The following is a 12,763-nucleotide window of genomic DNA, read 5'->3' on the forward strand; positions in this document are numbered from 1 at the left end:
TTTCGCGACTCTCAGCTGGGTTTTCTATTGGGTTTGGTGCTGAGAGTTCGTTTTTGATACTCTCAGCTGCCGAAGCGGTGGATCTGGGTTTACATTAGCTGTACCGCTGCGAGAAATGGACGCCGCCGAATAGGTCCTGGAGCAGCCAAGTCGCCGCACCCGCGAGAATTTGATGCTGCTCGACGCTCTTGAATACAAAACGGGAGCTCCCCGTCTCCGTCGGGAACGGGAAGGCGTCGAGGCGCCGCTTTACTTCCTGCATGAAGGTATCCGAGCGGCTCGGCCAGCCGCCGATAATTAATATTTCCGGACTCATGAAATTATAAATCGTTGCCATCAGCTGGCTCATGACTTGCGCCGCCTGCTGCATCATCGGCTGGAGCCACTCTGCGCCTTGCTCATACAACGCCAGCACTTCATCGAAATGCTGCGGCAAAACAGCGTCAACATTGGCGCCTGCATCTGCACTTGCACTTGCACCTGCACTTGCATCTGCACTTACACCTGCACTTACACCTGCACTTACACCTGCACCTGCACTTGCGCCTGCACTTACGCCCGCAGCAACCGCTGCCTCCCTCGCAGCTATCTGCGCACGCTGCAGTATATACGGCATAGTCAGGACCGTTTCGATGCAGCCCCGATTGCCGCATTTGCATAGCATGCCGCCCGAATCGACGATTGTATGGCCGATTTCGCCCGCGGCACCGTTAGAGCCGGCATAAATCTGCTCATTAATGATAATACCGGCGCCTATCCCTTCCTCCACGGACACGTAAATGACATTGCGATACGTGGCGTTCAGGCCATAATAATACTCCGCGAAGACCGAGGCGTTCATATCATTGACCACTTCAATGACACAATCATAGGCATCAGCCAGATGGGCCTGCACCGAGAACTCACTTAGCTGCAAGCCGCGCGAGAGCTTGATTGTCCCGCTTTGCTCGTCGATAATGCCGGGCGACACGATGCTAATGCCCTTGATCCGCGCAAGCTCGGCAATGCCGGCCTGCTTCATCAACCGAGGGATTGCCTCACTCAGATAGCGCCTCACAGCATCATTTCCTTGCACGCTCGGCACCACGTCAACATGGATAATCTCGCCGTGGAAATTTACGAGCGCACAGGTAAAGGTCTGACCGCCAAGGCCGATTACGATGACGTATCCTTTACTTCGCGTAATTTCGAGCTGTACCGCTTTGCGCCCGACGGTGGTCTTATCGGTTTTCCCCAGCTCGTCAATGAATCCTTCGCGAATCAATTCATCGACCTGTGAAGATACGGTTGTCGGTGTCAAATGGGCTAGCTTCGCGATCTCTACGCGGGTTAACGTTCCTTTCCGATGAAACAGACGAAGAATCGCGGCGCGATTCATCTCCTTCATCGTTTGGAGGTCTCCTTTGATCGGCTTCATGACGGCTGCTCCTTCTGTTCGTGTGATAAACTTACGCTCCGAGCGTATTCGCCGGATCCTGATAGAATGGGATTCGAATCGTGACCGTGGTTCCAACTCCCGGACGACTGTAGAGCGAAACCCCATACGCATCGCCGAATTGCAGCTTAATGCGCGAATCGACATTGCGAATGCCATACCCCACCTGCACGCCCCGCGGATTCATGATTTGCTCCAGCAGGTCTTGCCTGATGCCGACCCCGTCGTCAATGATCCGAAACGCGATATGCTGCTCTTCCTTCTGCGCCGTAATCCGGATGTTAATCTGATCGCCATACCAGGCATGCTTCAGCGTATTCTCGATAAAAGGCTGCAGGACCAGCTTAACGGTCGTATAAGTCAATACTTCCGGGTCAATCTCGTAATAGACGCGCAGTCGATTCTCGTATTTGGCCTGCTGCAGCTCGGTGTACACCTTGCAGTGCTCAACCTCATTCGTAATCGAGGTGAGAATTCTCCCGTCGTTCAGCGACAACCGATAAAACTTCGCAAGTCCGAACACCGTCTTCTGCAGCTTATCGTTCTGCCCGAATTTAGCCAAGCGGCTAATCGAGGACAGCGTGTTATATAAGAAATGCGGATTGATCTGGGCCTGGAGAAACTCCAGCTCCGCTTCCTTCTTCTGAAGATTCGCCACATACAGGTTCTGAATCATCTCTTCCATATTCCGACCCATATTGTTAAACGCATCGCCGATTTGGGCGAATTCGTCGCGGCTCTTGAAATGAATGCGTTTGGAGAAATCCCCTTCGCGGAACGAGTCGATGGCCGCGATAATTTTCGTCATTTTGCGGATAAAATAGCGCGAGAACAGCGCACTGATGAGGATAAGAACAGTCACCACCATAATGCACATCATAATATACACATTCCGGACGGAGACCGCATTCTCCTTCAGATAGCTCCGGGGAATATAGGCAGACAGCTTCCAATTCAGTCCTGCAACCGGCCTCGTCATGACAAAATAGTCGTTCCCCGCGGCTTCGCTGTCCCAATTCGCTGCAAGCGAGGATGGCGCGGAGGTAAACAGCGTCTTCCCGTCCCAATCCGACACGACCAGCACGCTATTGTCCGTAATTTTACGGTAATCGACAGCCTGAAGCAGATCGCTGATCTTCGTGACAATCCGCATAAACCCGAACTGCTTGCTGCCCTCATCGAAATTAATCAATCGGCGCATCAGCGAGATGTTACCGAAACGAGCGTCGTTATCCACCTGCCGCCAGACGAAGGTCTGCCCATAAATCTCTTGCGGGAAGTCGAGCTGTTTATACCATTCCTGCACTCTCAAACGATCCATATGCATAATTTCAAAATCGCGCCCCGCAGACAGCGGATCAACTTCGCTTCCTCTGGCGAAGAACACCTCTGGCACGGTCGGATTATCGGTATAAATGTCGAGCCACACATTGTTGACCATAGAGCTGAGCATATTCGTCAGCTTCGGCTGCAAGTAGCGTGACATATTTTCATAGCTATAGTAGCCTTCCTCGTATTTGCTCAAATTATTTTGCATCGTTTGGTCGAGGTACAGCTCGTCGGAGATATGCTTGATATCCTCCATCCGATAGGCGATATTATCATGAATTTGACTGAGCGTGCCGCTGACGGCCGCGCTCGTCTGCTCCTCACCTGAACGAACGGAAGACGTATACGCATAGTAGCCGATTGCCAGAACAGGTAGGAGGAGCAGAATCAAATAAGAGAGAAACAGCTTCTTCCCGACAGAAAGGTATTTCGAATGCTGCGCGCCTGGCCCCATGTGAGTCACTCATCCTTGTTTTCGATAATCGCTTGGCGTCAAGCCGAATTGATCCTTGAACTGGCGGTTAAAGCTGCTCAGCTTCTTGTACCCCAAGCGGTTCGCCACCTCGTACACCTTCGTGCTGGGCACTTGAAGCAGCACGCTTGCCCGCTCCATCCGCTTCGCAATGACATAATCGCTGAAGTTCAGGCCCGCTTCCTCTTTGAACATATATCCCAAGTAATTCGGCGAGAAGGAGAAGTAGTTCGCGACATCCTTGAGCGTCAGCTCTTCCTCAACATGATCCATGATGTACTTCTCCACTTCCTCAATCAGCTTCCGATTCTTCTTTTGTTTCCGCTGATAGAGCGTCTCTGAGAGCTGGAACAGCCGACTTCTGAGCCACCACTGAATATCCTCCACCGTCTCGAATTGAAAGACGATATCGAGCTTATCGAAGCCGAGGCCGAGAATCTGGTACAAGTCTTCATTGACGGTGCGCAGTCGAAAATCAAGCTGGGAAATCACATGAAGCAAGTACACGTATACCGCATGTTTATCGTCGAAGGTCTTTACCAAGGCGCACAAATCCTCGACGCATTCGTCAACTCGCACCAGCTGATATTGAATCAAGGCGGTAAAGAGCGAATCCAACACTTCGCTGAGCTGCTTCGCCTTCAAGCCGGTTTGAGGTTTAATGTCGGAGAACGGAATAACCTTGCCCTTGCCATAAAACATTTTGTTTGCAATTGTGTCCTTCGCGCATTGATACGATTCCGGAATATGATGGAGCTCGCGTACAAGCGTACCAAGACCTGCCGTTACCGACCAGCTCAGCTTCGAGCTAACTGCATGCATAACAAGGTTCAGCTGCTCTTGCGGCTGCGTGCCTTCCACAATGACGACCATTCGTTTCTCATCGGTTTTGCAGAAATAAGGCAGATTCATCTCCATTAACAGCTCGGCAAGCTGCTGCAGCTGTTTGTCAAAGGCGGTGGTTTGCTTCTCCACGCCTGCCGCCCGCAGCTTCCAATGCATATCGTCCATCTCAATAATACCGATGGATAAGCCGGCTGAAGGCGTCAGCTCCGTACGTGCATCATGTCCGCTCAGCAGCTGATTAACCGCCTCGCTCTTGTGCCAATCGGAACGAGTCGTCTCGCTGTCGAGCTCGGCTTTGACCCCTTGCAGCACCTCGAACAATTCATCATCATCGACCGGCTTCAGCACATACCCGGCCGCACTAAGCGAGATCGCCTGCTTCGCATAATGGAATTCGGAATACCCGCTCACAAAGACGACGCGAAGCTGCGGTCTCTGCTCCATAATCTGTCTAACCATTTCGAGCCCCGACATAATGGGCATGTTGATATCCGTGACGAGAATATCTACCTTGTTGTTCTTCATATACTCAAGCGCACTAAAGCTGTTATTGATTGCGGCGACGACGTTCATGCCAAGCTTGTCCCAGTCGATATGCTGCTGCAGTCCGATCAAATCCATCGTTTCATCATCTACAACCAGAACACTGTACACGTCATCACCTCCAAATAATGCCAAGAAAAGGTATACTTAGTATACCTTCTCTTGGCATAGATACCTATGGTTATTTATTCTGCATTGATCCGTTTCAGGTTGTCCTGCCACTTCGTTGTTTTGAACGTAAGCAGCTTGTCATAACCCGCGGAATTCGCCTCTTCGCTCGCCGTATTCAGCATTGCTTCCACTTCTGCATCATCCTTCGCGAAGATCGCTTTGGCGAACACACGTGTAAAGATATCGCTGATCCGTTGTGCAATAACGCCTTCTTCCGAAGTCGGAGCCGGATCCATGTTAGCAAACTGCGTAATGTTGTACGCTGTTTTCCATGCTACTGCGTTCTGAGCGATCGTTGCCCACTCTTGTTGATCAGCCGGCAGCGACAATTCATGCTTCGATTTCGCTTGATCGATGAACGTTGTGTTCCCTGCCCAGTTGAAGGAATCCATCGTGGACATCATTTTGCTCAAGCCTTCTTTATCCGTTGCATATTTATCTGTAAATTTCGGTGCATCCGTCTCGTCAGCGCCATCCCAGTACAGACCAGGAGGACCCCAGAAGCCTACGCGTTGTCCTTCAGCGCCTGTCAGCCAGTCGAGGTAAGCGAAGATGCCTTCCGGATCTTTCGCAGATGTAGTAATCATGTTGACGTTCCAGCCAAGCGAATCATACTGCGTTGCGAAAATCTTATTCTTATCCAATCCGCCCTTCTGCAGCGGCCAAATCATTGTGTATCCAGCGCTCGGGTCAGCAGCCTTCAGGGCAACCGTACCTCTTGCGCCCAAGTCCGTTACGTTAAAAGCAGCGGCTACGGCTACTTTGCCGGTCGTTACTTTCTCGCGCACTTGCTCGATTTTCTGTGTCAAAGCATCTTGAGTAACAAGCTTCTCACGGAAGAGTTTGCTTGCGTATTGCAGCGTTTCTTTGAAAGTTGGATCCGTGAAGATGGACTCCAGCTTGTCGCCGCTAGCGTTCGGCACTGCCATTTGGCTGACGAATTGCACCGGGTGGTCTTCTCCGAAACCGGAGTACAGCTCATAAATACCTTGTGCGCCGATACTCGTTTCAAACGGGATCACCTTCGGATATTTCTCTTTCACGACCTTCAAGTAAGCATACAGATCATCGAACGTTTCGAGCTTCGGCGAACCCAGCTCTGTGTAGATTTTGGTATTGACGATGTAACCACCGTTACCGCGTGCAGAGTTGGCGTACCAGTTCGGGAATACATACAGGTGGCCGTCTTCTGCCTTCAGCATGTTCAGCGTGGCATCGCCCGCCCATTTCTTCAAGTTCGGGTATTTATCTACGTATTGATCCAGTGCAACCAGCTTGCCTGCCGCTCTGAGCTTCTCGACATTCGCGTCGCGCTCACCCCAGATGACGTCCGGCAGTTCATCGGATGCAATCATGGCATTCAGCTTTACTTCCGGCGAGCTGCCTGCTTGCACAGCCGTTACCGTTACTTTCTTATTATCTTGAATCCACTTCGTGCCGGGATCGGCTCCCCACGGGTTCTGTGTGTACCAGTCATAGTTGCCATAGAAGCTGAAGGAAACAGGGGTTACGCCAAACTCAAATGCAGGTACAGCTTCAGGTGTATTCGTCGTCGCTTCCGCCTGATTATTGGTGTTTGTTGCTGCAGCTGTTGAATCGTTGTTGTTGTTCGTTTCTGACTTTGAGGCGCATCCGGCCATTAACATGGATGTACTAAGCAGCATAACTCCAAGCGATGTGGCGATTCTTTTTCTCTTCATCGATAACCCTCCATGTACTTGTTATATTAAGCTATTTCGCGTAAAACCGCTGTAACAAATCTCGCTTACCCTAGCCTTTCAACGAACCGACAAGCACGCCTTTTACAAAATACTTCTGTACGAACGGATACGTAAACATGATCGGCAGTACAGCTACAATCATCGTGGCCATCGATAACGACTTCGTTGTGATGGACTGCATCGCCGCAATGCGATCTTGCGCAGCCGAGTTCAAGTTAAGAAGCTCAGTCGTCATGATGTTGGAGTTAAGAATTTGCTGGAGCAGCGCCTGAATCGGCAGCAGCTCGGTCTTCGTGATGTACAGACCGGCATAGAACCAGTCGTTCCAAAGCGAGACGGCCGTAAACAAGGAGAGCGTCGCGATGATGGGGCCGGATAATGGAAGTACGATTCGGAATAACACACCGAAGTTGCTGCACCCGTCCATACGGGCGGATTCTTCTAGGCCATCAGGCAGGTCCTTGAAGAAGGAGATGAACACAATCATATTCCACACGTTTATGATGCCTGGGATAACGAGCACCCAGAAGGAATCCAGTAAGTGCATGTTGCGGATCAGCATGTAAGTCGGAATCAATCCGCCGCTGAAGTACATAGTGAATACGCAGAAGAGCATGTATGCTTTGCGGCCGATAAGATTCTTCCGCGACATCCCGAAGGAGAAGATCGCCGTACAGAGAATCGCGACTAAGGTTCCAATTAATGTCCGCAGTACGGAGATGTAAAAGGCATCCAGCAGCCGTCCGTCTTGGAAGACGATCGAGTAGTTCTGCAGCGTGAAGCTGCGCGGCCAGAAGGTGATGCCTCCGAGCTCCGTGTCGGAGCCCAGGTTAAACGAGATGACAATCGAGTTCCAGAAGGGATAGAAGCATACGAAAGCCAGCAGGACTAGCAGTGTGTAGACGAGGGTGTGAAAGATTTTATCTCCGGTACTGCGTTTCATAGCCTCCGGCCTCCTCTGCGTGATGTGTGAATTACCATAGGCTTGAGCCCTTCCTTCTGGCGATTGCGTTGGCTGCGATGAGCAGGCCAAGGTTGATGACGGACTTGAGCAGGCCGACCGCCGTTGCGTAAGAGTATCTGGAATTCTTGAAACCGACTCGGTACACATAGGTGTCTACGACGTTTGCTACTTCGGCCAGTGTAGGGCTGATGGCAAGCAGCAATATATCTTCGAAACCGGCATTGAGGATGTTCCCTACTGCCAGGATCATGAAAATAATAATGATCGGTCGAATGCTCGGCAGCGTGACCAGAAACACTTGCTTGAACCTGCTCGCGCCGTCCATTGCGGCTGCTTCATAGAGCGTTGGATCTACACCTGCGATTGCAGCTAAGTAGACAATGGAAGCAAACCCGATCTCTTTCCAAACGTTCGCGCTGATTAAGATCGTCCAGAAGTATTCCGGCAGCGAGAGGAAATTGATCGGCTCATCGATGAGGTTCAGTTTCTCAAGCGCCATATTCAGGCTTCCGTTATCGACGGCCAGCATGGAGCTGACGAAACCCGCCACGATAACCCAGGAGAAGAAATGCGGCAGGTAGCTGATCGTTTGCACGATTCGCTTGAAGTACATGTTCTTCACTTCATTCAGCATAAGGGCCAGTATGATTGGAGCCGGGAAGCAGACGAGCAGCTTCAGCACGCTGATCCAGATCGTATTGGAGAGTACCTCGCCGAACTCAGGCGATTCGAAGAAGATGCGGAAGTGCTTGAAGCCAACCCACGGACTGGCGAAGAAACCCTTGAACATATCGTAATCTTGGAAAGCCGATAACAAGCCGTAAAGCGGAATGTAGCTGAATACGAATAAGAAAATCAGCGCCGGAAGGACCATAAGCTGCAAATCCCACTGACGGCCAAACAGGACCAGCTTGCTCTTGCGCGGCCGTTCTGCACGGGCACTCGGTTGTGCGGCGAAGCGGCTGATATTCGGATTCTCTGTCGACGATTTACTCTGCACCGGAATCACCTTCTATCTCGTTTCTCTTGTATCTTCATGATAAGGTGATTCGGTGCACCGAAATACTCCCTTCATCAACGAAAAGAGTCTGCGATTCAACGCCTTTTTCCAATTCATTATTCCAGTGGATTAATAAACTATATAGATATGTGAAGCTCGATGAACGCCCGCATACTGATCTCTGATGTCGAGCAGATCGACACGACGCTGCTGCTTGCAGGAAGCTCGGCTGCATCGTATGGGTTTCTTAGAATCAGACAGAGATGCGGCTTCGAATTGGCACATAGCTCTGCCAGCTTCAATTGTTCCTTGAACATATGAGCGTTAATGGTGCACTGGATGACGACGTCCACAGAAGGAAGCAATTCCATAATCGCGGCTATCTCGTCCGCTGTTGGCTGCTGCGAAATATAGGCCGTGACCGTGTTATAGCCTTGTTCCGCCAAGCCGCTTGCCAGAGCAATTTCCTTGCCTTCGGTGCTGTCGGCCTGAGTCAGCTTGCGCTGCCTTGGCATAATGAGCAGATAGGTAGTATTGTGCGACAGCGGGAGCAGCCCTGCAGCATCTCTCGTGGTGACTATGGCGGAGGTCGCGATATGAAGTGCGGTCATTTCAGCTTCCCGCAAAGTCAGCGGAGCCGCATGACGTCTATAAGATGCCATGCGCAGCTTGAGCGCGAGCACCCGGCTGACTGACGTATCTATTTGCTGCATAGGGATATCACCCTGCTCTACAGCCGCTATAATACCTGCCATTACGCGATCTTGAAATTCCGGCGTGTGGCACATCAGAACCTGATCATTGCCGGCTTGCACGGCAAGAACCCCTGCTTGTTCAGGGCTAAAGTACAGTCCAATTGCGTGCATTTCAATGTCGTCCGTACAAATGACACCCTGATAACCAAGCTCACCTCGAAGCAGCTCCGTCACAAAATAACGCGACAGCGAGGCCGGCAGCCCACCTGCTTCGGCAATTTGATCAAAGACGACATGCGCCACCATAATCGCGTCTACGTCTGCCTCGATTGCCGCCTTGAACGGAACAAGCGCCTCTCGGTGCAGCTGGTCCAGTGTTAGGCTGCATGTAGGCAGCGCCTTATGCGAATCGACGGCAACATCGCCGTGTCCGGGAAAATGCTTGGCGGTAGCAGCAACGCCCGAGCGGTGCATACCCAAGATAAAAGCCTGCCCGTAGGCTGCCGCAATTGCGGCATTCTCATGGAAGGAACGGACACCGATGACCGGATTAAGCGGATTGGTGTTCACATCAAGCACCGGCGCCCAGTCCATGCCAATGCCTAGGTGAAACAGCTGGCTGCCGATTACTTTACCGGTCAGATAAGCGAGGCCCGCATCCTCCGCCAGCCCAATCGCCCGATTGCCTGGCACCGAAACGTAGAAGTCGGTCAAGTTGGATAGGCTCCCGCCTTCCTCATCGATCGACAGCAACGCCGGATAGGGCAGACCATTCCTCGTTGATACGGCTTGAATATCCGTCACAAGCTGCTTGAGCTGCGATTCAGAGCTGATGTTGTGCGGGAATAGGCCAAGCCCGCCTACCTCGGTTTGGCCGATTCTTCCTCGATCCTGCTCGGTTACTTGTTGTCCCGGCACGCCTGTTACACACATTAGCGCAACCTTTTGCTTCAAACTGAGTTTCTCCAGCATCGTTTGCACCTTATCCTCATTAAATACGATCATTGGCAATTGCCCCCTCGTGGTTGTAACGCTATAGAAAAATCCCGACCCACGTCAGTCATGGATCGGGATTGCGTTGTATCCCTTGCCTTTAGGAATGATTAACCCATAAATTCATCCAATTCGTCTGATCCGGTGTAAAGAACGAGGAGCCGTACACGCCGGCATTGCGTCCAATAAAGTTGCTCCACCAGAAAATGCCCGCTCCGTACACATTGGCCCCACCTGCAATAGCCGCATTTAAACCTTCGGCTGCTTTCTGCAAGCTCTCCACGGCCGGGTCATGATATACCGTGCCATCTGCTGATTTCAGCTCATACGAAGGCAGGGTTGGTACCAGCTGGCTGCGAACGCCGCCCGGTCCGGTATTGCCGATTGCGTTGCTGTATCTTGTAAGTTCGTTCGTCCACAGCGTCTTATACGAGTTGGCGGTCGTAATGTCCGAGCCCCAGCCCATCGCATCATAGATCATTGGGTTCATCATGTTGACGATAGCGGCTACTTGACCGATATACGCATTGCTCCACTGATAGCTGCTCACGCCGCTGTAAGGCGGATCTGCAGGCGTTGAGATGGAGAAATTGTTGTTGGAAGCCAGTGCGTTATTACGCAAATATTGCAGTGTATTCAACAAAGTTGTGTCATTCGTCATGAAGCCTTCAATATCCAAATGAACGCCGTCCGCTTTGTAGAAAGGACCTGTTCCGCCCACTTGTACGCCGACATTAACGAGCGTATTGATAATGGCGTTGACGTTCGTATTAAACGTCGCATTGCCGAAGTTTGGATTACCGACCTTCGTTCCGCTGACTCTTGTAAACCGGCTGCCATAGTTGAGGTCAATAATAATCAATTGGTTCGGATCGGTCAGTCTGGAGTTCTTCATCCATGTGGCTAAACCTGTATAACCTGCCGCTGGTAAAGTGCCGTTCGTTGAGGTAGCGGAATCGACAAGCACGCCGATATCGGCAAATTGGTATTTAATCTTCTTGGCCGCGAGCTCGTTGACGTAGGTCGCGATGTTCGCCGCGCTCTGCGCCGAAGCGAACCAATCCGAGTTTAGAAAGGTAGCATTGTTTACATGACAGTTTAAGGAGCACCCGCCACCGCCTGATGCGGCTGTTGTAACAGGGAGCGATGAGCTTGCGGCAGAGGCATTGCCTGCAGCATCCTTCGCTTTCACTGTAAACGTGTACGATGTGCTTGCCGTCAAGCCGCTAATTGTAGCGGATGTCCCTGTTACGTTCACCGGGTTCGCACCGTTCTTGTACACGTCGTAGCTTGTTACCGCTACATTATCGGTCGATGCTGTCCAAGAAAGATTCACACTTGTTGCCGTTTGTGAAGGGGAGGTCAGTCCTGTAGGAGCAGTCGGTGCCGTCGTATCTCCGCCTCCACCGCCGCCGTTATTGTATACTTCCAGCTCAAAGATTTCGTAGTAGATGTCGGCTTTGCCTGTCATATACACCCGAACATATTGCGCGCTGGCTGCTGTGAAATTCGCAGTCGTCGTCCCCCCTGCTCCGCTTGTTGTCGTGTATTTATCTACCCAGTTTGAAGCATCTGTGGAGGTTTGAATCTTGAAGGCTGACGCATACGTGTATTGCGGCCATTTGATTACAACATTGTCGATTGTCTGCAGGGAGCCTAAATTGACGTAAATCCATGAGGTTGCTTCAGATTCCGCGCTTGCCCAGCTGGTGGCTGTGCCGTTACCGTCTACGGCTTTGGCGCCTCCGTAACCGGTTGCCCAGACGGACGAAGTGGTGGTGGTCTTGTTTAGTGCGAGATTGGTTGCGGCAAAGCTGATGGTGGGAAAAAGAGTAGCGAGAAGCGAAATGAGGATGAGAAGAATAGCCGGCTTTCGTTGCCTGAGAATCTTGGACATAAGTAAACCCCCCTAACGAATTAGTGAAGCAGCTAGTATCACAGAGATGGCTACATATAATTATTCCATTGGATTTATTAATTATAGGTTACGATTGGATGCCGCGTCAACGGTCACTTTACTGGCCTCCGTTTCTTTTTAAATCGGGATTTATATGCCTAAATTTACATATTTTTACTGGTTTAATTACTTTTATCCACACGGTTGGGATACTATTGAATACTACTATTAATAGAGCCAGAAAAGTTGTCCATTGCTTCAGGTTCCTCGTCTAGCAGCCTCTGTTGGTACGAACTAGTTTACCAAGGTTTTACTACCCTAAATCGAGAGGGGGAGAACCAATGTCCTTCCTGTCAACCGGCCCCGTCGCTAATCACGCTGTAGGCGCAATCGGCCGTGTTCAGCAAATGGTGGTACGGATGGTTAACCGGGATTTACTTCATATGTCCACGGTCCTTATTCAAGGGTTTTACTTGAACGGGGATCGCACTATGTATGTCTACGAACTGGTTAGCCTGTTACCCAATCAAACGTTTATGAAAGTGTATTATGCCGACTTTGACGCCTACGAGTATCAATTCATTATCGGAGGTGCAGGAGCCGATCAAACCGCGGTATCTGCTTGGGGTAAAACAGGCACTGGCCGTTTAGTTGACACCCAGCGCTTTATCGCGGCGGAATCTTAATCAAATCAATA

The 12,763-nt window shown here is 51.0% G+C and carries 9 protein-coding genes; 1 reads left to right on the forward strand and 8 read right to left on the reverse strand.

The annotated features are described in order from the left end of the window. Positions 1–94: 94 nt before the first annotated feature. The 8 genes from AC0YNS_RS22445 to AC0YNS_RS22480 form a co-directional block, all read right to left on the reverse strand. Positions 95–1,417, reverse strand: a complete 1,323-nt coding sequence (locus tag AC0YNS_RS22445; RefSeq protein WP_475783181.1) for an ROK family transcriptional regulator — start codon at positions 1,415–1,417, stop codon at positions 95–97. Between the two features lie 31 nt (positions 1,418–1,448). Then, on the reverse strand, positions 1,449–3,218 hold the full coding sequence (locus tag AC0YNS_RS22450) for a sensor histidine kinase (RefSeq protein WP_475783182.1): 1,770 nt from the start codon (positions 3,216–3,218) through the stop codon (positions 1,449–1,451). Positions 3,219–3,227: 9 nt separating this feature from the next. Further along, the gene (locus AC0YNS_RS22455) at positions 3,228–4,736 is read right to left on the reverse strand and encodes a response regulator (protein ID WP_475783183.1); all 1,509 of its coding nucleotides are present in this window, start codon (positions 4,734–4,736) and stop codon (positions 3,228–3,230) included. Between the two features lie 74 nt (positions 4,737–4,810). Then, complete coding sequence (locus AC0YNS_RS22460; RefSeq protein WP_475783184.1) at positions 4,811–6,496, reverse strand: type 2 periplasmic-binding domain-containing protein; 1,686 nt, start codon at positions 6,494–6,496, stop codon at positions 4,811–4,813. A 70-nt stretch (positions 6,497–6,566) separates the two neighbouring features. Further along, positions 6,567–7,460 (reverse strand): carbohydrate ABC transporter permease, encoded by an 894-nt coding sequence (locus AC0YNS_RS22465; protein ID WP_475783185.1) that lies wholly within the window; start codon positions 7,458–7,460, stop codon positions 6,567–6,569. A 31-nt stretch (positions 7,461–7,491) separates the two neighbouring features. Continuing rightward, positions 7,492–8,355 (reverse strand): ABC transporter permease, encoded by an 864-nt coding sequence (locus AC0YNS_RS22470; RefSeq protein WP_475783328.1) that lies wholly within the window; start codon positions 8,353–8,355, stop codon positions 7,492–7,494. Positions 8,356–8,618: 263 nt separating this feature from the next. Continuing rightward, positions 8,619–10,181 carry a beta-N-acetylhexosaminidase gene (gene nagZ, locus AC0YNS_RS22475; protein WP_475783186.1) on the reverse strand — a complete coding sequence of 521 codons (1,563 nt, stop codon included), beginning with the start codon at positions 10,179–10,181 and terminating at the stop codon, positions 8,619–8,621. Positions 10,182–10,269: 88 nt separating this feature from the next. Beyond that, complete coding sequence (locus AC0YNS_RS22480; RefSeq protein ID WP_475783187.1) at positions 10,270–12,066, reverse strand: galactose-binding domain-containing protein; 1,797 nt, start codon at positions 12,064–12,066, stop codon at positions 10,270–10,272. 341 nt (positions 12,067–12,407) lie between these two features. Here AC0YNS_RS22480 and AC0YNS_RS22485 point away from each other — a divergent pair, with 341 nt between their 5' ends. Beyond that, entirely contained in the window at positions 12,408–12,752 is a 345-nt protein-coding gene (locus AC0YNS_RS22485; protein WP_475783188.1) for a hypothetical protein, read from the forward strand. The last annotated feature ends 11 nt before the right edge of the window (positions 12,753–12,763 follow it).

Source organism: Paenibacillus sp. J22FR21, from assembly GCF_056269135.1.